17 protein-coding genes are annotated in these 22,179 nt (G+C 71.0%); 7 read left to right on the top strand and 10 right to left on the bottom strand.

The window, feature by feature from the left end:
* Positions 1-169: 169 nt before the first annotated feature.
* Positions 170-946 (bottom strand): GNAT family N-acetyltransferase, encoded by a 777-nt coding sequence (locus tag ABZ027_RS34165; protein ID WP_356775212.1) that lies wholly within the window; start codon positions 944-946, stop codon positions 170-172.
* Positions 947-1,243: 297 nt separating this feature from the next.
* Positions 1,244-2,101: a chaplin gene (locus tag ABZ027_RS34160; protein WP_356775210.1), complete on the bottom strand. Its 858-nt coding sequence runs from the start codon at positions 2,099-2,101 to the stop codon at positions 1,244-1,246.
* A 293-nt stretch (positions 2,102-2,394) separates the two neighbouring features.
* Here ABZ027_RS34160 and ABZ027_RS34155 point away from each other — a divergent pair, with 293 nt between their 5' ends.
* Positions 2,395-3,987 (top strand): alpha/beta hydrolase, encoded by a 1,593-nt coding sequence (locus tag ABZ027_RS34155; RefSeq protein ID WP_356775208.1) that lies wholly within the window; start codon positions 2,395-2,397, stop codon positions 3,985-3,987.
* A gap of 351 nt (positions 3,988-4,338) precedes the next feature.
* On the top strand, positions 4,339-5,814 hold the full coding sequence (locus tag ABZ027_RS34150; protein ID WP_356775206.1) for a SpoIIE family protein phosphatase: 1,476 nt from the start codon (positions 4,339-4,341) through the stop codon (positions 5,812-5,814).
* 43 nt (positions 5,815-5,857) lie between these two features.
* Here ABZ027_RS34150 and ABZ027_RS34145 read toward each other — a convergent pair whose 3' ends face one another.
* Positions 5,858-7,351 (bottom strand): hypothetical protein, encoded by a 1,494-nt coding sequence (locus ABZ027_RS34145; protein WP_356775204.1) that lies wholly within the window; start codon positions 7,349-7,351, stop codon positions 5,858-5,860.
* Between the two features lie 245 nt (positions 7,352-7,596).
* On the opposite strand from ABZ027_RS34145, the gene ABZ027_RS34140 reads away from it, so the two are divergent.
* Positions 7,597-8,736 (top strand): aminoglycoside phosphotransferase family protein, encoded by a 1,140-nt coding sequence (locus ABZ027_RS34140; protein WP_356775202.1) that lies wholly within the window; start codon positions 7,597-7,599, stop codon positions 8,734-8,736.
* A 268-nt stretch (positions 8,737-9,004) separates the two neighbouring features.
* Positions 9,005-10,972, top strand: a complete 1,968-nt coding sequence (locus tag ABZ027_RS34135; RefSeq protein WP_356775200.1) for an N-acetylmuramoyl-L-alanine amidase — start codon at positions 9,005-9,007, stop codon at positions 10,970-10,972.
* A gap of 5 nt (positions 10,973-10,977) precedes the next feature.
* On the opposite strand, the gene ABZ027_RS34130 is transcribed toward ABZ027_RS34135, so the two are convergent.
* The 6 genes from ABZ027_RS34130 to ABZ027_RS34105 all read right to left on the bottom strand — a co-directional run bounded on the left by ABZ027_RS34130 (position 10,978) and on the right by ABZ027_RS34105 (position 15,929).
* Positions 10,978-11,475 carry a hypothetical protein gene (locus ABZ027_RS34130; RefSeq protein ID WP_356775198.1) on the bottom strand — a complete coding sequence of 166 codons (498 nt, stop codon included), beginning with the start codon at positions 11,473-11,475 and terminating at the stop codon, positions 10,978-10,980.
* Positions 11,476-11,599: 124 nt separating this feature from the next.
* Complete coding sequence (locus tag ABZ027_RS34125; protein ID WP_356775196.1) at positions 11,600-11,842, bottom strand: DUF397 domain-containing protein; 243 nt, start codon at positions 11,840-11,842, stop codon at positions 11,600-11,602.
* A gap of 83 nt (positions 11,843-11,925) precedes the next feature.
* Positions 11,926-13,092, bottom strand: coding sequence for a thiolase domain-containing protein (locus tag ABZ027_RS34120; protein ID WP_356775194.1), 1,167 nt, complete (start codon positions 13,090-13,092; stop codon positions 11,926-11,928).
* Complete coding sequence (locus ABZ027_RS34115; RefSeq protein WP_356775192.1) at positions 13,089-14,138, bottom strand: thiolase domain-containing protein; 1,050 nt, start codon at positions 14,136-14,138, stop codon at positions 13,089-13,091. Before ABZ027_RS34115 ends, ABZ027_RS34120 begins: the two co-directional genes overlap by 4 nt.
* Entirely contained in the window at positions 14,135-15,079 is a 945-nt protein-coding gene (locus ABZ027_RS34110; protein WP_356775190.1) for an OB-fold domain-containing protein, read from the bottom strand. The genes ABZ027_RS34115 and ABZ027_RS34110 overlap by 4 nt, the downstream gene beginning before the upstream one ends.
* A 49-nt stretch (positions 15,080-15,128) precedes the next feature.
* On the bottom strand, positions 15,129-15,929 hold the full coding sequence (locus tag ABZ027_RS34105; protein WP_356775188.1) for a crotonase/enoyl-CoA hydratase family protein: 801 nt from the start codon (positions 15,927-15,929) through the stop codon (positions 15,129-15,131).
* 174 nt (positions 15,930-16,103) lie between these two features.
* Between ABZ027_RS34105 and ABZ027_RS34100 the strand changes: the two genes are divergently transcribed.
* Positions 16,104-17,723 (top strand): acyl-CoA synthetase, encoded by a 1,620-nt coding sequence (locus tag ABZ027_RS34100; protein WP_356775186.1) that lies wholly within the window; start codon positions 16,104-16,106, stop codon positions 17,721-17,723.
* Positions 17,724-17,838: 115 nt separating this feature from the next.
* A complete protein-coding gene (locus ABZ027_RS34095) occupies positions 17,839-19,893 on the top strand; it encodes a sulfatase (RefSeq protein WP_356775184.1) in 2,055 nt (684 codons plus the stop codon).
* A gap of 4 nt (positions 19,894-19,897) precedes the next feature.
* Here ABZ027_RS34095 and ABZ027_RS34090 read toward each other — a convergent pair whose 3' ends face one another.
* Positions 19,898-20,623 (bottom strand): alpha/beta hydrolase, encoded by a 726-nt coding sequence (locus ABZ027_RS34090; RefSeq protein WP_356775182.1) that lies wholly within the window; start codon positions 20,621-20,623, stop codon positions 19,898-19,900.
* Between the two features lie 254 nt (positions 20,624-20,877).
* Between ABZ027_RS34090 and paaK the strand changes: the two genes are divergently transcribed.
* A complete protein-coding gene (paaK, locus tag ABZ027_RS34085) occupies positions 20,878-22,176 on the top strand; it encodes a phenylacetate--CoA ligase PaaK (protein ID WP_356775180.1) in 1,299 nt (432 codons plus the stop codon).
* The last annotated feature ends 3 nt before the right edge of the window (positions 22,177-22,179 follow it).

Genomic DNA, 22,179 nt, shown 5'->3' with positions numbered 1-22,179 from the left:
GCTGCACCACCGGGACGGCAAGCTGCGCCCCGGCGAAGCCCAGTTGCTGCGTCGCTGGGTGTACACAGCGATGGGCTTCAGCCACTACTCGCTCCTCGCGCGAGCCGGAGATCGCGGTGCAGCCCGTGGAGCGGCGGTGGGGCGGCGGGACACGACCTGCAGCCGGGGGCTACGGCACGTACTCGTACGGCGTCGTGGTGGTGAGCGGTTGGAAGCCGAGGTGTTCGAGGATGGGGCGGCTCTGGTCGGAGGCGTCGACCTGGAGGTAGCGGTAGCCGCGGGACACGGCGGCGCGGGCGCGTTGGGCGACGAGCGCACGGTAGATGCCCCGGCCGCGCCAGGCCTCGACGGTCCCGCCGCCCCACAGGCCCGCGAAGCGGGTGCCGGGGACGAGTTCCATACGGGCGGAGCTCACCGGTGTGTCCCCGGCCAGCGCGACGACGGCGACGACGGTGTCCGGGTCGTCCGTGAGCCGGGCGAGCAGCTGGTGTCGCAGCCGGGAGCTGTCGGTGCCGAACGCCTTCTCATGCACGTCCGCGACGAGATCGACGCCGGCCCGGTCGGTGACCGGCAGGAAGCGGACTCCCTCGGGCGGGTCGGCGTCCAGGGTCAGATCGGCGATCTCCCCGATCATCAGTGTCTCCTCGGCGCCGGGCGTGAACCCGGCGGCCCGGAGGCGCTTACCGAGGTCCACGGGGAGATCGTGGCCATAGAGCTTCCACTCGAACTCGCGGCCGAGACCGCGATAGTGGGCGATCTGCTCGGCGATCGCCGCGTCGGCGGACGCCTCGTCGAGGTCGGACCACACGACACCGTTCCAGCCATGGGCGGAGGCGACCTGGCGGACCACCCGCCCCACCCGCTCGATCCGGGCGCCGGGGCCGTCGGGCTGCGCGCCCTCGCGCATGCTCCGGTCGTACAGGGCGAGTACCGCGGTGTGATCCATGGGCTCACTCCACCACCAGGAAGCCTTCGCGGCAACGCCGTTTACGACCGCGCGCCCTCCGCCGAACCGCCGTCAGGTGTGCGCGGCCACTCCCGGTCGGCACGTCGCGGCCGCGCCTCCCCCGCCAGCCCACGCAGCCACGGTGCCGGATGATTCCGGGCCGCAGGGCCGGGGGCTGGACGCAGGGTGACGATCACGCCAGGAGGGTGGGCAGCGGCCCCGCCGCCCCCGCTGGTCGCGTGCGGGCGCGGTCGGCCCGCCGGTGCTTGCGTGCGGTACGGCGAGGCAAGGGGTCGGTCAGCGCACCGACTGCGGCCGGTAGCGCCGGTAGACGACCGCTCCTCCCAGGATGAGCGCGGCACTGCCCAGGACGGCGGGCACGGTCCGGTCGGCTCCCGTGTCGGCGAGGGCGCCTGTGGGGTGCTGCGGCGGGATCGACCGCGCAACAGGTTTCGCCTGCGGCGGCGTCGGCCTGTGCGCCGGCCGCACCGGACGGTCGGGGCGACCGGGGCCGTCGGGTCGGTGAGGGCGGTCGGGCACCGTCGAGCGGTCTCCTGGGGGCGTCACGGACTCATTGGGGACGACGGAGTGGCCGACCCCGACCACGTTCACGCTGTTGCCGGTGAGGTTGACGGGTGCCTGGACCGGCAGGTGGACGCCGTTCCCGGAGAGCACGCCCAGCGAATCGATTCCGCCGCCACTCGACGTCGCCCTGCCACGCGTGCCCGCCCCCTCGTGGAGGCCCGTACCCCTATGGAAACCCGCACCACTGTGCGTGCCCGCACCGCCGCGCGCAGTTGTCCCGCCACCCCAGGCCTCCGCACCGCGATGCGCTCCGGTCCAGCCCCACGTGTTCGCACCGCCACGCGCGCCGGTCCAGCTGCGCGCTTCCTCGGCGCTGAGGGCACGTGCCGGTCCGTCGCCGCTCCCGTTGGCGCACCAGTTACCGGCTGCGGGGTTGAGCAGTCCCACCACTCTCATGGTGTTCTCGCACAGGTTCACCGGGGCGTGCGCCGGGAGTTGAGCGGTGTCGCCGGACATCGGCCCGGACGAGCCCACCGCGGCGCCGTCCGCAAAGGCGCCTTGCGGCGCGCACGCGGCGGACGCCGGCGCGGCCACTGCCATCGCGCCCGAGGCGGCGACGACGGCGATCATCCCGTTTCGGGTAACCCGTTTCATAGGTTCCCTGCCTTCCAGACATGGTCGCGGGCACTCACCCGCACCCGATAGAACGCGGGCGAACCGTCCGAGTTATGGCTTATCGACCATTCACCCCATCGAGCGCCGCGGTTATCGAACTGGCGTCTGAATCGTCGTGTGCGCGGGGAGGGTGCAGGGTAGGCCAGGCGCGGTGATCCCGCTGGCCCGGAGGCGTGCGCTTCGAGGTCCGCCTATCGTGATCGAGGGCGCCGCTTCCCGGTCCGCGACGGGCGTCCCTGGAGGCATCGATGCTGTCCAAGCTGTCGACGCGGCCCACGGTCCGGCGCTGCGCGATCACTTCGGCCGGGCTGGCCATGATCGGCGCGGGGCTTCCGGCGACGGCGTCGGACGGATCCGCACCCGACCTGTCGCGGTTCTACCGCCAGAAGGTGGTGTGGGCGAAGTGCGAGGGCGTGGAGATGCCCGAGGATCTCCAGTGCGGGAAGGTGACCGTCCCCCTCGACTACACCAAGCCGCGGGGCGCCACCCTCGATCTGGCGCTCGCCCGCTACCGGGCGACCGGCCCGTCCCGTGGTTCGGTGCTGCTGAACTTCGGCGGGCCCGGCAGCGCGGGAGTCACCGAACTCGCCGCCGGAGGTGAGGACTTCATGGACCTGACGAACGGCTACGACGTGGTGTCCTTCGACCCGCGTGGCGTCGGCAGGTCCTCGCCCGTCAGTTGCGGCGACACCGGCACGGGCTCCGCCCTGGTGACGGACGAGGACACCGACGTCACCGATGATCCCAGGGCCGTACTCGAAAAGGTCCGTGCGGCGGCCGCCGCGTGCGCGAAACACTCCGGGCGGGTCCTCCCGCACATCGGCACGGTGAACGCCTCCCGCGACCTGGACGTGATGCGGCAGGCCCTCGGCGACAAGAAGCTCAACTACCTCGGCTTCTCCTACGGAACGCGGCTCGGCGCGGTGTACGCGGCCCAGTTCCCGGGGAAGGCCGGACGGCTGGCGCTCGACGGTGTGGACACGCTCACCGAGCCGCTGTCCGAGCAGGGCGTGGCCGGTGCCGCGGGGCAGCAGCGCGCACTGGAGGACTTCGTCGACTGGTGCGTGAAGGACATCGCCTGCCCCCTCGGCACCGATGCCCGCTCGGCCCGGGAGGATGTCGTACGGCTCGTCGCCTCCCTCGACGAGGACCCGGTGCCGACGGACTTCGGCGAGCAGTTCACCGGGCAGGATCTTGTCGGCGCGTTCAGCGAGGCCCTCTACAGCGAGGAGTTGTGGCCCTCGCTGGAGCGGGCGCTCGCCTCCCTGGTGGAGGACGGGGACGCCCGTGCGCTCCTGGGGTTCTCCGGCGGCGGGTCCGGGTTCCGGGCGCCCGGGGCGCGGGTCGGTGCCGGGACGGACGGTGTCCTCGTCGACCAGGACGACGTGCCTGTCGACAATCTCCCGGCGGCGCTGATGGCGATCAACTGCGCGGACGATCCGGACCGGCCCGACGCCGACCGGATCACCCGGAGCCTCGGGCGGTTGCGCGCCGAGTACGAGCAGGCCTCCGCGGTCTTCGGCCGGTACCGGCTCACCGAGTACCTGATGTGCTACGGCCGCCCCAAGGGCACCGACTACATCCGCGAGAAGGTCCGGGACGTACGCACCCCGAAGATGCTCCTCGTGGGCACCCGCGGCGATCCGGCCACGCCGTACCGCTGGACCGTGGAGACGGCTCAGCGGCTCGGCGACTCGGCCGTGGTGCTCGACAACAAGGGTGAAGGGCACACGGGTTACGCGTCCTCCAAGTGCGTGCACCGGAAGGTCGTCGCGTTCCTGCTGTACGGCTCGCTCCCGCCGGACGGCAGTTCCTGCGGCCCGGAGAGTGTCCGCGATTGATGTGCTGCGGTCCGGATCGGATGGTGTGACCTGAGTCACATTAACGGAGGGTGGTCTGAATTCGGGCCCCCTTGCCACACTCCCTTAGAACGCAAGACCGTCGAACGTCTGAGTGGGTGCGGTATCGCCACTGTCGCACTCCATCAAATCCCGTACGCCACCTACGACTTACCCCGCCCCGCACCCTCCGACAGGCGAGGAACAGAGCACTCCCCGAAGACTGTGGCATATGCCAGAAGCACCACCGTATCGTGTGTTGCCAAATCCCTTACAGCGCGTCGCGGGCTGTGCAACAGTCGTAACCGGTCCTTCCGTCCGCCTTGGTCGTACCGTCCCGCATCGGAGTGCGTCATGCCGTCCCATCTCTCTGCGGACCGCCCAGCCGCCCAGCCGCCAGGACGCGGCTCGGTCGACGCGCTCATTTCGCAGACGCGGCAACTCAAGGGCGACATGGACGCCGTACGAAGGGACACCCGACCGGACGGCTCGGACCCCCAGGACCGCTGGCAACGCGCGCTGTACGACCTGGCACTGCACCAACTCGACGACCTGGACCAGCACTTGGCACAGTTGCGGGACGGCCCGCCGCCGGTGCCCGCCGCCCCCACGTCGCCGGAGCCGGAGCCCACCGTCCGAGCCGTGCCGCCCACTCCCCGGCGCGGCTCTCTGATCAGCCGGGTCGGCAGCGCCGAGTGGAACCTCCTCACGGACGAGGCCAGCTGGTCCGCGGAGCTCTACCAGATCCTGGGCCGCGCCCCCGCCTCTCCCCCGCTGACGCTCGACGAGCTGCCGTCCCTGGTGTGGGACGCGGACCGACCGAAGCTGACGACGATGGTCACCGACTGCCTCATCGACGCCAAGCCCATCGACGGGGAGTTCCGGGTCGTGCACCCGGGCGGCGACATACGGACCGTGCACATGATGGGCGAGCCCGTGCTCGACCCTGACGGCAGCACCGCTTCGATGTGGGCCGTGTTGCGGGACGTCAGTGAACTGCGCCGGAGCCAGCGGGCGGTGAGCGAGACCCGTGACTCGCTGCACCGCCACCGGCACCAGGCGCAGAGCGAGCACCGGCTCGCGGTCGAGCTGCAGGAAGCCGTGCTGCCTCCGTGGCGCGGCTCCCTGCGGCTCCCGCACCAGGGACCGGAGACACTCGACCTCGCGGCGCACTACCTGCCGACGACGACGAGCGCCCTGATCGGCGGTGACTGGTACGACGCCCTGGAACTCGCCGACGGCGAGACCCTCCTGAGCGTCGGTGACCTCACCGGCCACGGGGTCGCCGTGACCTCCGGCATGGCGACCCTGCTGGGTGCCGTCCGCGGAATGGCCGTGGCCGGCACCCAGCCCGGCCAACTGATGGCCTGGCTCAACCAGTTACTCGACGCCACCGTGCAGCCGGCCCTCGGCAGCGCGGTCTGCTGTCGCTACCGGCCAGGGAGCCGCACCCTGGTGTGGGCGCAGGCCGGACACCCCGCCCCGCTGCTGTTCCGCGACGGGACGGGGCGCAGGCTGCGCGCTCCGGAGGGCGTTCTGCTCGGTGCGACCTCCGCTGCCGTCTACGAGCAGGCCGAGGAGACCCTGCGCCCGGGCGACCTGCTCGTGCTGCACACCGAGGGGCTCGCGCCCGGGCGACGGGAGTCCCCCCACCCGGGCGAAGCCGACCCCGAAAGGGGTACGACGGCCGCGAACCGCCTGCTCGACCTGGCCCCGCGCTTCGGCGAGGCGCGCACCGCTCAGGACTGTGTGCGGATGGTCGTGGCGGAGTTCGGCGAGGACGAGCGCGAGGACGCCGCCTGCGTGCTCGTCGCCAAGGTGATGTCGTAACCACCGCCTCGCCACCGCCGGACAGGCCCAAGAGCCAACCCCCTTACGCCGGCGCGGTGTTGCCACCCCTGCCCTTCGGCCTGGGCAGCGCCAGCCTGATCTCCTCCCGCAGCTCGTTGATCTTCGGGTAGCTGGAGTACTCGGCGGTGAGTCGGTACATCTCGCGCAGTCGGTCCCAGGTGCGGTGGGAGGAGTTGGAGCCCATCGACACCAGGGCGAGCCGTGCGTACCGGTCCGCCTGTTCGGGGTCGTCGCCGATGAAGCAGGCGGATGCCATGGACAGGAAGTCGAAGATCTTCGACCGCTGGCGACCGTCGACCCTGAGGGCCAGCGCCTTCTCCGCGTAGTGCTGGGCGTGCACGGCCGCACCCGGATCGTGCTCGGCCAGCGTGCGGTAGGCCAGGGCCTGCATGCCGTACAGATCCTCCTCCTTGAAGGTCTGCATCCAACTCGGCGCCGGCACGTCGCCCCGGTCGGACACGAAGAGGTCCTCCGCCTGTCCGAGGGTGCGACGCATCGCCTGGCCCTTGCCCATGGACGCCTGGGCCCAGGCCTCGATGGTGTGGAGCATCGCCCTGGTCCGCGGCAGCACCTCGTCACCGGAGCCGGACTGGGCGAGCTTCATCAGGTCGAGCGCGTCGTCGGGCCGGCCCAGGTGCACCATCTGGCGAGCCGCTCGGGAGAGCGCCTCCCCGGCGCGGGGCCGGTCGCCGCCCTCTCTCGCGGCATGGGCGGCGATGACGAAGTACTTCTGGGCCGTGGGTTCCAGGCCGACGTCGTGGGACATCCAGCCCGCGAGGACGGCGAGGTTGGCGGCGACGCCCCACAGGCGCCGCTGGAGGTGGTCGGGGTGCCGGTAGGCGAGCATGCCGCCCACCTCGTTGAGCTGGCCCACGACCGCCTTGCGTTGCAGCCCGCCGCCGCGGGCCGCGTCCCAGGCCCGGAACACCTCGACCGAACGCTCCAGTTCCTCGATCTCCTGTGATCCGATGGGAGCGGCCTCGTAGCGATCGAGTCCGGCGGGGTCGGCGTGCAGGGGGTCGTCGAACTGGGGAGCGTCGGCGGTCAGCGCCGGATCGGTGTGCAGCCAGTCGTACATGGCACTGCTGAGTGCGGATCCCGCGGCGAGCGCGGCGCCCGCGCCCACCAAGCCGCGTCGGTTGAGCATGAGGTCCATTCCGGTGAATTCGGTGAGGACCGCGGCAGTCCGCTCGGGCGCCCACGGCACGCCGTCGGGATGTTCCGCACTCCCGCCGCCCTGCCGTCTTCCCGCACGCCCGTGCCGGACCAGACCGAGGTCCTCGATGGTCACGACACGGCCGAGACGCTCGGTGAACAGGACCGCCAACACTCTCGGCACCGGATCGCGCGGGATCTCTCCCGTGTCGATCCACCGCCGCACCCGTGAGGTGTCGGTCGACAGCTGGGGGTGGCCCATGGCCGCCGCCTGCTTGTTGACCAGCCTCGCGAGTTCGCCCTTGGACCAGCCGGCCAGGCCGAACAGGTCCGACAGGCGGGTGTTGGGTTGTCCGCTCACGTCAAGCCCCCAGGTACTCGGCTGAGTTGACAGTAGCCCGGTGAGAGTTGCCGGGCGACTATTCGCCACGGTTCGCCAGGGTGCGCCAGATGGTGTGCCAGTGGTCATCGGGTGTCAGGTAGGAATGCGCCACCCCGACCCGGTCGCCTTCTTGGAACAACGGATGCATTCCCCAGGGTGCGCCCAGGGGACCGGGCCGGGCAGCGCACTGTTGTAGCAGGCACACGAAGGGATCTGTCTCGCCCATGTACGCAGCATCGTCCTCCGTGTCCGCCCCACCCCGTTCGCTGCATCCCCGGCCTGCGGGCGGCGGCCCCTATCTCGACCCCGCACGTCCCACGGCCCCCGTGCTCGGTGCGGGCAGGACACGGCGCGTGCCGGGGCTCGGCACCCAACCGCTCAGCGGGAGACTCGACTTGTCCGGCCCCCAGGGCGCCCAGCTGCGCACGGCGATCGCGTCGGTGCACCGAATCTGCCCGGAATTCGCCCCGGTGCAGGTGCTGCGCCGCAGCGGACGCTCCGTGCTCCTGGTCGGCACGACGGGGCGCAGCACCGCCGTCGCCAAGTGTTTACTGGACCACTCCCCCGCGTGGGCCGAGCGGATCCGCCACGAGATAGCCGCATACCGCTCGTTCGTCCGGCACCGCCCCCCGGTGCGGGTGCCGAGACTGATCGCGGCGGACCCCGACAACTGCACCCTCGTCATCGAGCGGATGCCCGGACGGGTGGCGGCACTGCACCGGCACCCCGCCGAGGCCCCGCCCCGCGCGGACATCAGAGCGGCGCTCGGCGCGATCTGCCGGCTCAACTCCTGGCGGCCGCCGGCGGGCACCTTCGACGCCCCGCTCGACTACGCGACCCGGATCAACCGCTACCACGAGCTGGGGCTGCTCACCGACCGGGACCTGGGTGACCTGCAGAAACTGCTCCACGGCATCGCGGCGACCGCGGGCCGCCAGGGCATGGGCCAGTTCTGTCACGGCGACGCGCTCCTGTCCAACATCCTCCTGTCCCCGGCCGGTCCAGTGCTGGTGGACTGGGAGCACGCGGGCTGGTATCTGCCGGGGTACGACCTGGCCACACTGTGGTCGGTGCTCGGGGACGCCCCGGTGGCCAGGCGGCAGATCAGCCAGATGGCCCAGTCGGCGGGACCCGCGTCGCGGGACGCGTTCCTGGTGAACCTGATGCTGGTACTGACCCGTGAGATCCGTACCTACGAGATGGCCGTTCAGCGTTCGATGCACGACGCGACCCCCACGGCACCGGGAGGCGCCCACCCTGGTGCCGCGCCGTCCGGCGAGGAACAGCGGCTGCTGTTGAGGCGGCTGCACGACGACTGCCAGCTGGCCCGCCGGGCCGTGCGCGCGGCGGTCGGCACTCGCTGACGGGACGAGGATCCGCGGCACGCCGAGCAGCGGCGCGCCGCGGATTCTCGTATGTCCGGGAGGGCCGGACGGGCGACTTTTCTGGTCATTGGCGTACACCACTGACGCCCGGCAGGTCCGCGGGCCTGCGCCACGAAACTCCCGTGGACCGGGCTGACATGGGAATTCATCCGCCCCTGGGCATGATTGACGGATCGTCGGAAACGGGTAGCACTGACGTACGCCCGGCCCCGCGCGGTTCATCGCTCGTCCTTCCCAGGAGGCTGCATTGCGAGGATCCCTCACCGCCCCCAGCAGGAAGGCCGGGCACAGAGCCGTCCGATCAACCGCAGGGGCGCTCGGCTCGGCCGCGCTGCTCCTTCCGTTGCTCGGCGCGGCCCCCTCCGGGGCACAGAGCGCCACGGACCCTCTCCGGTCGGCCTTCGTCACCGCGGCCTCCGAGTACCAGGTGCCGCAGAGCGTCCTCCTCGGCGTCTCCTATCTCCAGTCCCGCTGGGACACCCACGACGGGGCGCCGAGTGTCACCGGCGGCTACGGGCCGATGCATCTCACCGACGCCCGCGGCGCGCTCACCCGCGCGGCGGCACACCACAGCGAGGGCACGGAGGACGCGCGGGGTGACGGCGCCCGTCCGCCGCTGCACCCGAAGGCCAAGGTCCCCGACGCCTCCGCGCTCCCGGCCCGGCTCAGGACCCTGCCGAGGGCGGCGGAGCTGACGGGGCTCAGCACCGAGCGGCTGCGGACCGACCCCGCCTCGAACGTGGCCGGTGGCGCCGCACTCCTCGCCGCCGCCCAGAAGGACCTGGGCGAACCCCTGAGCCAGGATCCGGCGGACTGGTACGGGGCCGTGGCCCGGTTCTCCGGCGCGGACGACAGCGCCGCGGCCGCCGCGTACGCCGACGACGTGTACGACGTCCTGCGCACCGGCGAGGAACGCACCACCGACACCGGCCGGAGGCTCGCCCTGGCCGCTCAGCCCGGCCTGGTCCCGAACACCGCGCAGCTCGCGCGGACGGGGCTGCGGACCCTCGACCCGGGCGGGACGGAGTGCCCGAGGACGGTGTCCTGCGAGTGGGTCCCCGCCCCCTACGAGGAGTTCGGCGACGGTGACTACGGCAACCACGACCTGGGCGAGAGGCCGGCGTCCCAGAGCATCGACTACATCGTCATCCATGACACCGAGGGCACCTGGGACACCGTTCTCGACCTGGTGCGGGACCCGACCTATGTGTCGTGGAACTACTCCCTGCGGTCCACGGACGGTCACATCGCCCAGCATGTGAAGGCGAAGGACGTGGCCTGGCACGCGGGCAACTGGTACGTCAACGCCAAGTCGATCGGACTGGAGCACGAAGGCTTCCTGGCGGACCCGGACGCCTGGTACACGGAGGCGATGTACCGCTCGTCGGCACGACTGGTGAGGTATCTGGCCAGGCAGTACGACATTCCGCTGGACCGGCAGCACATCCTGGGCCACGACAATGTGCCCGGCCCCACCACGTCGACCGTCCCCGGCATGCACACGGACCCGGGCCCCTACTGGGACTGGCGCCACTACTTCGAGCTGCTGGGACGCCCGTTCGAGCCCAGCGCGGGCACGCGTGGCGGGCTGGTGACCATCCGCCCCGACTACGCCCACAACCAGCCCGAGTACACGGGCTGCGTCACCCAGGGCGAGCCCTGCGCGGCCCACGGTTCCAGCGAGGTCCGCCTGTACTCCGACCACGACGAGAACTCCGCCCTGATCAAGGACATCGGTCTGGGCACGGCCCCCACGCCCGGGGTGAACGACCTGTCCTCACGTGTCTCCACCGGCCAGCAGTACGCCGTCGCCGACCGCCACGGCGACTGGACGGCGATCTGGTTCCTGGGTCAGAAGGCCTGGTTCAACAACCCGAGGAATCACCCGACCGCGGTGAACGCGAGGGGGCGGGTGGTGACGCCGAGGGCCGGTCTGGCGAGCGTCCCGGTGTACGGCAGGGCCTACCCGGAGGCGGCGGCCTATCCGACGGGAGTGCCCGTCCAGGCGGTGTCGCCGCTGCCGTACCAGCTGCCGGCGGGGCAGAAGTACGTGATCGGGGACAGAGTGCCGGGCGAGTACTTCTACGCGGTCACCTTCGGCACCGACTCGCACAAGGTGGTGACCGGCGAGGACCTGTACTACGAGATCCAGTTCGGTCACCGGGTGGCGTTCGTGCGGGCCGCCGACGTACAGGTGGTGCCGTCGGCAGGGTAGCCGCCTCAGCCCTGCTGGAACAGCTCCGCCGGGAGCGGCTTCAGCAGGGCGTACAGGTCGTCGGTGATGGGGCGGTCCCACGCGGCGATGGTCACCAGGACGTTGTCGCTGCGGTCGAACTGCACGCAGGAGATCCGGCTCTCGGAGAGCTTCAGGCGACGCACGATCAGGAGGTTGTCGCCCTGCATCACCGGCATGTCCTCGGTGCTGACGACGCTCACCTCCTCGTCGTTCTCCAGGGCCAGCAGCAGCTGTCCCACCTCGAAGGGGATCTCGTCGTCGGCGATGTCGCGGGCCGGGGAGCCCTCCGGCAGGTTGCCGATGATCATCGCGGGGCCGCGGCCTCCGAACAGGTCGTACCGCAGGTACAGGCCCTGGCAGGTACCGTCGGGGGCGGGCAGCAGGCCGGCGTTCAGATTGCCGGGCCAGTCGCTCGGGTCCATGGCCAGGACGTCGAAGTCGGGCCCGGCGGGAGTGGCGCTGCGGCGGCGGAGGAACGACATGCCGCCATGGTACGTGGCCGCGCCGGGTCCGTGGCGTGTGGGCGGACCTGGTGCCGTGGCGGACAGTGTTTCGCCACGGCGCCAGCCGCTCGTGCGATGACGTGCGTGATGGCCGGTGGGGCGGTCAGGTGAGGTCGAACTCTCCTTCCCGCGCTCCCGACACGAACGCGCCCCACTCCGCGGGCGTGAAGATCAGGGAAGGGCTGTCCGCGCGGCCGCTGTTGCGCATCGCGATGAATCCCTCGACAAAGGCGATCTGGACATCCCCCAGGCCACGGCTGCTGGAGTGCCAGTCGGCGTTGCTGAGGTCCAGCTCGGGCTTGTCCCAGCCCATGAGCGGCTGCTGCTGGATGGTGGTCTCGGCCACGTCCGTGCTCCTCCCGATTGCGTCGTCCGCGGCCAGCCTAGCGACCGGTTCCGGGCGCCAACAGGCCACGTGAGGGGGACCTTTCAGGAGTCGGGTGGCCGTGACCCCACCAGCCACATCGCGAAGAACTGGGATCCACCGCCGTAGGCGTGCCCGAGTACTCTGCGCGCCCCTTCCACCTGGTGTTCCCCGGCCTGTCCGCGTACCTGGAGTGCCGCCTCGGCGAAGCGGATCATGCCGGAGGCGCCGATGGGGTTGGTCGACAGGACACCGCCCGACATGTCGACGGGCAGGTCACCGTCGAGTTCGGTCACCCCGGACTCGGTGAGTTTCCAGCCCTCGCCCTCGTCGGCGAAGCCGAGGTTCTCCAGCCACATGGGCTCGTACCAGGAGAACGGTACGTACATCTCGACGGCGTCGATCTCCCGGCGCGGGTCGGCGATCCCGGCCTGCCGGTAGACGTCGGCCGCGCAGTCCTTGCCGGCCTGGGGCGAGACGGCGTCCTTGCCGGCGAAGAGGGTGGGTTCGCTGCGCATCGCGCCGCCGTGCATCCAGGCCGGGGGGCGGGGCGCGCGGGCGGCTCCGGCGCGGTCGGTGAGGATCATCGCGCAGGCGCCGTCGGAGGAGGGGCAGGTCTCCGAGTAGCGGATGGGATCCCAGAGCATGGGCGAGGCCTGGACCTTCTCCAGGGTGATGTCGTGTTCGTGGAGGTGCGCGTAGGGGTTCTTCAGCGCGTTGCGCCGGTTCTTGTAGGCGACGAGGGAACCGACCGTCTCGGGCGCGCCGCTGCGCCGCATGTACGCGCGCACATGCGGTGCGAAGAAGCCACCGGCCCCGGCGAGCAGGGGCTGCTGGAAGGGGATCGGCAGGGACAGGCCCCACATGGCGTTCGACTCGGACTGCTTTTCGAAGGCGAGGGTGAGCACGGTGTGGTGGACGCGGGCCGCGACCAGGCTCGCGGCGACCAGGGCGGTGGACCCGCCGACGGACCCCGCGGTGTGCACCCGCAGCATGGGCTTGCCCACCGCGCCGAGCGCGTCCGCGAGGTACAGCTCCGGCATCATCACGCCCTCGAAGAAGTCGGGCGCCTTGCCGATGACGACGGCGTCGACGTCCGCCCAGGTCAGCTCGGCGTCGTCGAGGGCGCGCCGGGCGGCCTCCCGGACCAGCCCGGCGATCGACACGTCGCGGCGCGCCGCGACGTGCTTGGTCTGGCCGATGCCTACGACGGCCACGGGCTCCTTGCTCATCGCGGATCCCCTTCGAGTACGGCGACCAGGTTCTGTTGCAGACACGGGCCGGAGGTCGCGTGTCCGAGGGCGCGGTCTGACTCGCCGCGGTGGACGCGTGCGGCGGCCTCGCCGATCCGGACGAGTCCGGCCGCCATGATCGGATGGGCGGCGAGCGCTCCTCCGGACGGGTTCACGCGCACGTCGTCGTGCAGCCTGAGCGCCTTGCGCAGGACGACCTCCTGCGCGGTGAAGGGCGCGTGCAGCTCGGCCGTGTCGACGGGCCTGTCGAAGGCGCCGGCCTTCTCGGCGGCCAGGCGGGTGGAGGGAGAGTCGGTCAGGTCCCGCACACCCAGACCGTGCGCCTCGACGCGGTGGTCGATGCCGCGGATCCAGGCGGGCCGTGCGCACAGTTCCCGGGCGCGGTCCCCGGCCGCGAGGATCACGGCGGCGGCGCCGTCACCGATGGGCGGGCAGTCGCCGGTGCGCAGCGGGCGTACCTCGTATCCCCCCTGCGGCACCGCGCCTCGCAGCTGGGCGTGGGAGTTGGCCGCCGCGTCCTGCCGGCTTCGGGCGGCGACGGCCGCGAGCCCGGGCTCGTCCGTGTCGCCGGCGTCGATGAGGGCCTGGGCCTGGAGGGCGGCGAGCGCGACGGAGTCGGGCCACAGGGGGGCCACGTAGTACGGATCGAGCTGGCGGGTCAGCACGTCACGCACCGAGCCGGGCGAGGACTTGCCGTAGGAGTACACGAGCGCGGTGTCGGCGTCGCCGGTGAGCAGCTTGGCCCACGCCTCGTACAGGGCCCACGCCCCGTCCATCTCGACGTGCGACTCGGAGATCGGCGGCCAGGCGCCGACGCCGTCGAGGGCGAGGGTGAAGGAGAAGGCACGCCCGGCGAGGTAGTCGCTGGAGCCGGAGCAGGTGAAGTCGATGTCCGCGGTCCGCAGGCCGGTCTGCGCGAGGACGTCGTGCAGTACCGGCATCAGCATCTCGACCTCGGAGACGTCGTGCGAGGTACGCCGGTGGTCGGTCTGCGCGAAGGCGACGACCGCTATCTCTCGCGTCACAGCAGCTCCCGGTAGGTGTCGTAGTCCGCGTCGGGTTCGCCGGTCGGCCGGTAGTGGTCGGGGTAGCGGGAGTCGTCGCTCCACACGGCTTCGACGCGCAGGCCCATGCGCACCTGGTCGTAGGGAATGCCGCCGATCCGGCCGTGCAGGGCGAGGTCGGCGCCGTCGAGGGCGATGTGGGCGTAGACGTACGGCACCTCGATGTCGAGGTTCTTCGCCTTGATGTTGACGATGCAGTACGTGGTCACCGTGCCGCGCGGCCCCACCTCGACCTGTTCGGATGTGGCGACACCACATGTAGGGCACGCACCCCTCGGAGGGACGTACACCTTGGTACAGGACGGGCAGCGTTCGCCGACCATGCGCCGGTCGCCCAGTGCGTGGATGTAGGCGGACTGGGCGCGGCCGGGCGAGTAGGTGTAGTCGAGGCGGGCGGCGGCGACGATGCCGGTGACCGGGTTCTCGAACTCGCCGCTGTGACCGGCGGGTTCGTGCTGCTCGGTGCCGTCGTACGGCTCGAAGCAGGCGATGTCCGTGATGGCGCCGGAGCGTTCGTCGGCCCAGCGGACCCGGACCCGCATGCCGGTGTGCACGGCGTCCGGGCCGGGGGCGTCGAGGGCGTGCAGGAGGGCGGTGTCGGCGCCGTCGAGGCGGACCAGGGCCCAGGCGAACGGGGTGGTCAGGGGCTGGCCACGGCGCGGGGCGTGGTTCCAGGCCCAGGTGGTGACCGTGCCGGTGGGGGCCACCTCGACCAGGTCGCCGATCTCCTCGGCGGTGACGGGGTCGTACTCGACGGGCGGGACGAGGACGCGGCCGTCGCCGGTGCGTACGCCCAGGACGACGCGCTCACGCAGGCCGGTCAGGAAGGCGCTCTGGACGGGTCCGAGGGAGCGGGTGAAGGGGAACTCGACGACGAGCGGGGCTTGGAGGACTTCGGGCATCCCGGATGTCTCCTTTCGAGGGAGGGTCGGGTGCGGTCCGGGCAGGAGGTCAGGCGCGCTTGTACTCGGGCGGTCGTTTCTCCGCGAAAGCGCGGGCGCCTTCCTTGGCGTCGGCGGTGTCGAAGACGGGCCAGCCGCGCTCGAGTTCGGCGGCGAGGCCGTCGGTCTCGGTCAGTTCCGCGGTCTCGTACACCGAGGCTTTGACGGCCTCGACGGCGAGCGGGCCGCAGGCGTTGATCTGTTCGGCGATCTCCAGCGCCTTGGCGAGCGCGTCGCCGTCGGGGACGACATGACCGATCAGGCCGATGCCGGCGGCCTCGCGGGCGCTGTAGGGGCGGCCGGTGAGCAGCATCTCCAGCGCGTGGGTGCGGGGGATCTGGCGTTGCAGCCGGACCGTGGAACCGCCGATCGGGAAGAGGCCGCGTCTGACCTCGAACAGGCCGAAGGTCGCGGACTCGCCCGCGACGCGGACGTCGGTGCCCTGGAGGATCTCGGTACCGCCGGCGACGCAGTACCCCTCGACGGCGGCGATCACCGGCTTGCACGGGCGGTGGTGGCGCAGCATCGCCTTCCAGTGCAGGTCCGGGTCGGCCTTCAGTCGGTCCCGGAGGTGCTCGCCCTCCATCCCCTTGCCGGCGAGGGCTTTGAGGTCCATGCCCGCGCAGAACGCGCCGCCTGCGCCGGTGAGCACGATCGAGCGGATCTCGTCGTCGGCGTCGGCCTCGATCCAGCCGTCGTACAGACCGACCAGCATCGACAGTGAGAGCGCGTTCTTGGCGTCGGGCCTGTTGAGCGTGAGTACCAGTGTGGCGCCTTCGCGTCGCACCGTGAGGTGTTCCGTCCCAGCCATGGGCCATCTCCCCTCTGACAGAACGAGAACAGGTTGCAGGAGTGGCCGGGGCACTTCAAGGGTTTTCTGACACACAGTCAGATTTCTTCGGTGCGGGCCCTTCACAGTTGCGGCGCCCTTTGCTCTGATGACGGCGAACCGACCGATGCCAGGCACCCGGGGTCAGGAGGAGCGGTGGAGTACAACCTTGCCGACCTGTTCGAGTCCGTCGTCGACGTGGTCCCGGACCGCGAGGCACTCGTGTACGTCGACCACCCCGGCACCGGCGCGGAGCGCCGTCTGACGTACGCGGAGCTGGACGCGGCCGCCAATCGCGTCGGCCACCATCTCCTCGACAGCGGAGTGCGTCCCGGCGAGCACGTCGGGCTGCACCTGTACAACGGCGTCGAGTACCTGCAGACCGTGCTCGGCTGCCTGAAGGCGCGGATCGTGCCGGTCAACGTCAACTACCGGTACGTGGAAGACGAGTTGGTCTATCTCTACCGGGACGCCGACCTGGTGGGCCTGGTCTTCGACGCGGAGTTCACGGACCTGGTGGCGGCGGCACTGCCGCACACGGACGCGCTGCGGCACCTGGTGCGGGTCGGAACGCCGGCACCGGGGGCGGCCGAGGTCGCGGCGGTCGCCTTCACGGACGCCGAGGCGGCGGCGTCCGCCGAACGCGGCTTCGCGTCCCGCTCGGGAGACGACCAGTTCATCATCTACACCGGCGGCACGACCGGGATGCCCAAGGGCGTGATGTGGCGCCAGGAGGACCTGTTCTTCTCCGGGCTCGGCGGCGGCGCGCCGACCGGTGACCCGGTGAAGCGACCCGAGGAACTGGCCGAGCGGGTCGCGGCCGGCGGGGCGGGGCTCACCTTCCTGCCCGCTCCCCCGCTGATGCACGGCACCTCCACGCTGACGGCCCTCATCGGCTTCAACTTCGGCCAACGGGTGGTGCTGCACCGCAAGTTCGTGCCGGAGGAGGTGCTGCGGACGATCGAGAAGGAGAAGGTCACCAGCATGTCGCTGGTCGGCGACGCGATGCTGCGTCCGCTGATCGACGCGCTCGAAGGTCCGTTGAAGGGCGTCGACATGTCCTCGATGTTCAACGTGTCGTCCTCCGGGGCGATCATGTCGGACACGGTCCGCCGGCAGTTCCAGGCGCTCGTCCCGAACGTGATGCTGCTCAACAACTTCGGCTCCTCGGAGTCGGGCTTCAACGGCACGGCCACGGCGGACTCCGGCCCCGAGCGGGGCTTCCGCGTCCGCGTCAACTCCCGTACGCAGGTGGTGGATCAGGCGACCCGCGAGCCGGTCGCCGTGGGCGAGATCGGGCGGGTCGCCCAGTGCGGTCATGTGCCGCTCGGCTACTACAACGACGCGCGCAAGACCGCCGAGACCTTCTTCGAGAAGGACGGCGAGCGGTGGGTGCTGCTCGGCGACATGGCCACCGTCGACGAGGAGGGTGTGGTCACCGTTCTCGGGCGGGGCTCGCAGTGCATCAACACGGGCGGGGAGAAGGTGTATCCGGAGGAGGTCGAGCAGGCGCTCAAGTCCCATCCGGACGTGTACGACGCGCTGGTGGCCGGGGTGCCGGACGCGAAGTGGGGACACCAGGTGGCGGCCGTGGTGCAGTTGCGCGGTGGTGCCCCGCGGCTGTCCCTGGAGGAGATCCAGACGCACTGCCGTGCCCGGCTGGCCGGTTACAAGATCCCGCGTCGGCTGGTGATCACCCAGACGCTCCGGCGCTCGCCCAGCGGCAAGGCGGACTACCGGTGGGCCCGGGAGGTGGCCGCGGCGGCGGAAGAATGAATTCCGGGTCCCTCGGTTGAACCGATGACGACGTGTGGACGTACTGGTGGTGGCAGGTTCGGCCCTCGGGCCTTGTTTGCCATGCCATTGCACGACTGCACGGAAGGACCGCCGGGTGTCGCTCTTCACTCGCCATCGTCAACTGCCCGACACCGAGGGTGAGGCGGTCCCGGACGGCGGCGATTCCGCTGTGGCTGACGGGCCGAGAGAGGACGAGGCGGGCGGAGGTGTCGGTACGGCGGAGGGGACGGCCGTAGAGCCGGAAGAAGCCGCACCGGAAGAGGACACGCGGACGGGAGCAACGACCGACGGCGAGCAGGCAGGAGCACCGGACGAGGACGGACGGGACGGAGAACCGGCCGGCGAGGAGAAGGCGGGAGCACCGGACGAGGACGGACGGGCAGGAGCACCAGCCGACGAGGAGAAGGCAGCCGCGCCGGAGGCGTCGGACGGCACCGCCGCCGATCCGGCGCAAGCGGCGGCCGAGGACCAGCCCGACCTCGGCGAGGCCGTTGGCTCGCCGAAACCCGGTTGGTTCGGTTGGCGCCGCCGCTATCCCAGCGCCGCACGCGGTGTGGCCGTAGGAACGAGCGTGCTGGCCGGAGCGTTTGTGCTCGCCGCGCTGCTCATGCCCAACCGGCTCGACAAGCTCACGCTGTTCTCCTTCCTCCGCCTGCCGGTCGAGGGGATCGTCCTGGCGTGTCTGCTGCTCACGCTTCCCGAAAAGCCGCGGCGGATCACGGCCGTGGTCTCAGGGTCCTTCCTCGGCCTGTTCACCGTCCTGAAGTTCATGGACATGGGCTTCAACCAGTTCCTGGCCCGCCCCTTCGACCTCGTCTTCGACTGGATCCTGCTGGACGACGCCGCCGACTTCGTCAGGGAGTCGTTCGGCCGCGCGGGCGAGGTGCTCGCGGTGGTCGGGGTGATCGTCCTGCTGATCGCCGTCCTCACGCTGAGCACGCTCGCGGTGGTGCGGCTGACGAACGTCATGGCCCGGCACCGTCCGGCGGCCGTCCCCACCACCCTCGTTCTCGGCACCGCGTGGATCACCTGCTTCACGCTGGGCGTGCAGGTCGGCGGAGTCACGATAGCGACCAAGGGCAACACCGAGTTCCTCGCCAACCGGGTGGAGAGCGTGCGCAACGGCCTGGGCGACGCCAAGGTCTTCGAGAAGCAGGCCGCCGTCGACGCCTTCGCCGCCACCCCGCCGGACCAGCTGCTGACCGGACTGCGCGGCAAGGACGTCATGTTCACGTTCATCGAGAGCTACGGCCGTGTCGCCCTCGACGACCCGGCGATGGCACCGGAGTTGGACGCGACCCTGAAGGAGGGCACGGGTCGGCTCAAGGCGGCCGGTTTCGAGTCGCGCAGCGCCTGGCTCAGGTCGCCGGTGGCGGGCGCCGGCAGCTGGCTCGCCCACTCGACGTTCCTGTCCGGCCTGTGGGTCAAGAACCAGCAGCGGTACCGGGCCCTGACCACGGGCGACCGCGCGACCCTCACCAGCTACTTCCAGAAGACCGGTGCCTGGCGCACGGTCGGCGTCGTCCCCGGTGTGCGCAAGGCCTGGCCGGAGGGCAAGTACTTCGGCCTCGACCACATCTACGACTCCACACATCTCGGCTACAACGGCCCGTACTTCAGCTGGACGCCCGTGCCGGACCAGTTCAGCCTAGAGGCCTTCGAACGCCTGGAGCACGGCAAGAAGAACCGCGATCCGATCATGGCGGAGATCATCCTGGCCTCCAGCCACAACCCCTGGTCCCCCATCGCGCGCATGACCGACTGGGACAAGCTCGGCGACGGATCCGTCTTCGAGCAGATCAAGAAGGAGGGCACCGACCCCACGGAGGTCTGGCAGAAGCCGGAACGTGTGCGCACCGAGTACCGGAAGGCCGTCCAGTACTCGCTGCAGAGTCTGACCGAGTGGGTCGAGCGCTACGGCGACGAGAACACGGTCCTGGTCTTCCTCGGCGACCACCAGCCGGTCCCCACGGTCACGGCCGGCGACAACCGCAAGGACGTGCCGATCACGATCGTCGCCCACGACAAGAAGGTGCTGGACCGGATATCCGACTGGGGCTGGAGCGACGGGCTCAAGCCTGCCGAGAACGCACCGGCCTGGGGCATGGACAAGTTCCGCGACCGCTTCATGACCGCGTACGGGAAGTGATGCCTCAGGCCGTCAGGAAGTCCTCCAGCGCGGCCAGGAACTCCTCCGGTCGCGTCTCGTGCACCAGATGTCCGGCGTCGATGGTCACCAGCCGGGAGTCCGGGATCAGTTCGGCGAGGACGGCGATCTGATCCTGCGGGATGAGGCTGGTGGCCCCGCCCCCGATCAGCAGTGTGGGCATGGTGATCCGATCCATGTGGTCCCACCACACGGGATCGGGGGCGTTGCGCTGTCCGTCGGTGGCCCGCACCATGGCCCAGTCGAACGGCAGGTCGCCGTCGGGTCGGGCGGCGGGCGGGCGGGGCGGGTCGAGCGGTATCGGCGCGGGCACGTCCTCCAGGACGAGACGTCGTACGACCTCGGGTGCGCGCTGTGCGAGCAGGTAGCCGACGGCGCCTCCCAGCGAGTGCCCCACCACGTCGGCGCGCTCGATACCGAGGGCGGCGAGGAAGTCCAGGACGTCGGCGCACATCGCCTCGTACGCGTACACCTCGGGGCCCGCGCCCGGTTCGGTGCCGGGCCAGTCGCTGCGGCCGTGACCGCGCAGGTCGGGGGCGTACACACGGCGGGCCGGGACACCCACGGCCAGCCGCGCGGCGATCGGCGCCCAGTCCGCGCCGTCAGCGCCCCTGCAGTGCAGCAGGAGCAGCGGCGGCGCGCCCTCAGGACCCCAGGCACGGTACGCGAGGGTGATGCCGTTCGCCTTGACGGTGCGCGGTGCGATGTCCATGCCGATGACCGTATCCGCGGGACCGACGGACCACGGCCCGCTTCTGCCGACAGCAGAGGCGGGGCACCGGCCCTGAAGGGGTGACAGTTCGGCGTGTCGGCGATCCGGGTGACCGGGCGGGAGGGCCGCGACGGGGTTGCCTGGCAGAAAGTGCGGGCCCTCCCCTTGCCCCGCCGGGGGCCGCCTGGATTACTGATCCCGAACACGTCGACCGAATGATCGGTCGCCTGGACGGTGCGGAGGGAGAGGTCGGCATGACGGACGCGACGGACCTGCTGGACCCGGGGGAACGGCTCGACGCGCAGGCGCTGCGGACGGTGCAGCTGGAGCGGTTGCGCGCCTCGCTGCGGCATGCCTACGACCATGTGCCCTTCTACCGGGAGTCCTTCGACAAGGCCGGGATCCGCCCGGACGACTGCCGCTCGCTGGCCGACCTGGCCCGATTTCCCTTCACCACCAAGGCGGACCTGCGGGAGAACTATCCGTACGGGATGTTCGCCGTGCCCCGGGACCGCATCCGGCGCCTGCACGCGTCGAGCGGCACCACCGGGCGCCCCACGGTCGTCGGCTACACCGACGGCGACCTCTCCCTGTGGTCCGACATGGTGGCGCGCTCCATCCGCGCGGCGGGCGGGCGGCCCGGTGACACGGTGCATGTGGCGTACGGCTACGGGCTGTTCACCGGCGGGCTCGGAGCGCACTACGGCGCCGAACGTCTCGGCTGTACGGTCATTCCCGCGTCCGGCGGCATGACGGCCCGCCAGGTCCAGCTGATCCAGGACCTCCGGCCCGAGATCATCATGGTGACGCCGTCGTACATGCTGACGATCCTCGACGAGTTCGAGCGGCAGGGCGTCGATCCGCGCTCCACCTCGCTGCGGGTCGGGGTCTTCGGCGCCGAACCGTGGACCGAGCAGATGCGGCAGGAGATCGAGGAGCGGTTCGCGATCGACGCCGTGGACATATACGGGCTGTCCGAGGTGATCGGCCCCGGGGTCGCGCAGGAGTGCGTGGAGACCAAGGACGGGCTGCACATCTGGGAGGACCACTTCTTCCCCGAGGTCGTCGACCCGATCACCGGCGAGGTGCTGCCCGACGGCGAGCGGGGCGAGCTGGTCTTCACCTCGCTCACCAAGGAGGCCATGCCGGTGGTCCGCTACCGGACGCGGGACCTGACCCGCCTGCTGCCGGGCACGGCCCGCGCCTTCCGGCGGATGGAGAAGGTGACCGGCCGCAGCGACGACATGGTGATCCTGCGCGGGGTGAACCTCTTCCCCACCCAGATCGAGGAGATCGTGCTGCGCACGCCGGGTGTCGCACCCCACTTCCAGCTCCGGCTCACCCGCGAGGGCCGCCTGGACTCCCTCACGGTCAGGGCGGAGGCCCGCCCCGGTGCCACGCCCGAGGACCGTGAAACGGCAGCGCGGGCCATCACGGCGGCCGTGAAGGACGGTATCGGCGTGTCGGCCCTGGTCGAGATCGTCGATCCGGAGTCGCTGGAGCGGTCGGTGGGCAAGATCCGCCGGATCGAGGACCTGCGTCCACGCCAGTGAGGT

The sequence above is a fragment of the Streptomyces sp. NPDC006332 genome, assembly GCF_040612855.1.
In the GTDB taxonomy this organism is placed as follows: domain Bacteria; phylum Actinomycetota; class Actinomycetes; order Streptomycetales; family Streptomycetaceae; genus Streptomyces.
The sequence above is the reverse complement of the archived record's forward strand: the minus strand, read 5'-3'. Positions and strand labels throughout refer to the sequence as shown.

Coding starts and splice junctions, on each gene's coding strand:
- ABZ027_RS34160 (WP_356775210.1), bottom strand. CDS start 2,101: ATGATCGCCGTCGTCGCCGCCTCGGGCGCGATGGCAGTGGCCGCGCCG.
- ABZ027_RS34150 (WP_356775206.1), top strand. CDS start 4,339: ATGCCGTCCCATCTCTCTGCGGACCGCCCAGCCGCCCAGCCGCCAGGA.
- ABZ027_RS34130 (WP_356775198.1), bottom strand. CDS start 11,475: ATGTCGTTCCTCCGCCGCCGCAGCGCCACTCCCGCCGGGCCCGACTTC.
- ABZ027_RS34110 (WP_356775190.1), bottom strand. CDS start 15,079: ATGCCCGAAGTCCTCCAAGCCCCGCTCGTCGTCGAGTTCCCCTTCACC.
- paaK (WP_356775180.1), top strand. CDS start 20,878: ATGACGGACGCGACGGACCTGCTGGACCCGGGGGAACGGCTCGACGCG.
- ABZ027_RS34155 (WP_356775208.1), top strand. CDS start 2,395: ATGCTGTCCAAGCTGTCGACGCGGCCCACGGTCCGGCGCTGCGCGATC.
- ABZ027_RS34090 (WP_356775182.1), bottom strand. CDS start 20,623: ATGGACATCGCACCGCGCACCGTCAAGGCGAACGGCATCACCCTCGCG.
- ABZ027_RS34165 (WP_356775212.1), bottom strand. CDS start 946: ATGGATCACACCGCGGTACTCGCCCTGTACGACCGGAGCATGCGCGAG.
- ABZ027_RS34140 (WP_356775202.1), top strand. CDS start 7,597: ATGTACGCAGCATCGTCCTCCGTGTCCGCCCCACCCCGTTCGCTGCAT.
- ABZ027_RS34105 (WP_356775188.1), bottom strand. CDS start 15,929: ATGGCTGGGACGGAACACCTCACGGTGCGACGCGAAGGCGCCACACTG.
- ABZ027_RS34120 (WP_356775194.1), bottom strand. CDS start 13,092: ATGAGCAAGGAGCCCGTGGCCGTCGTAGGCATCGGCCAGACCAAGCAC.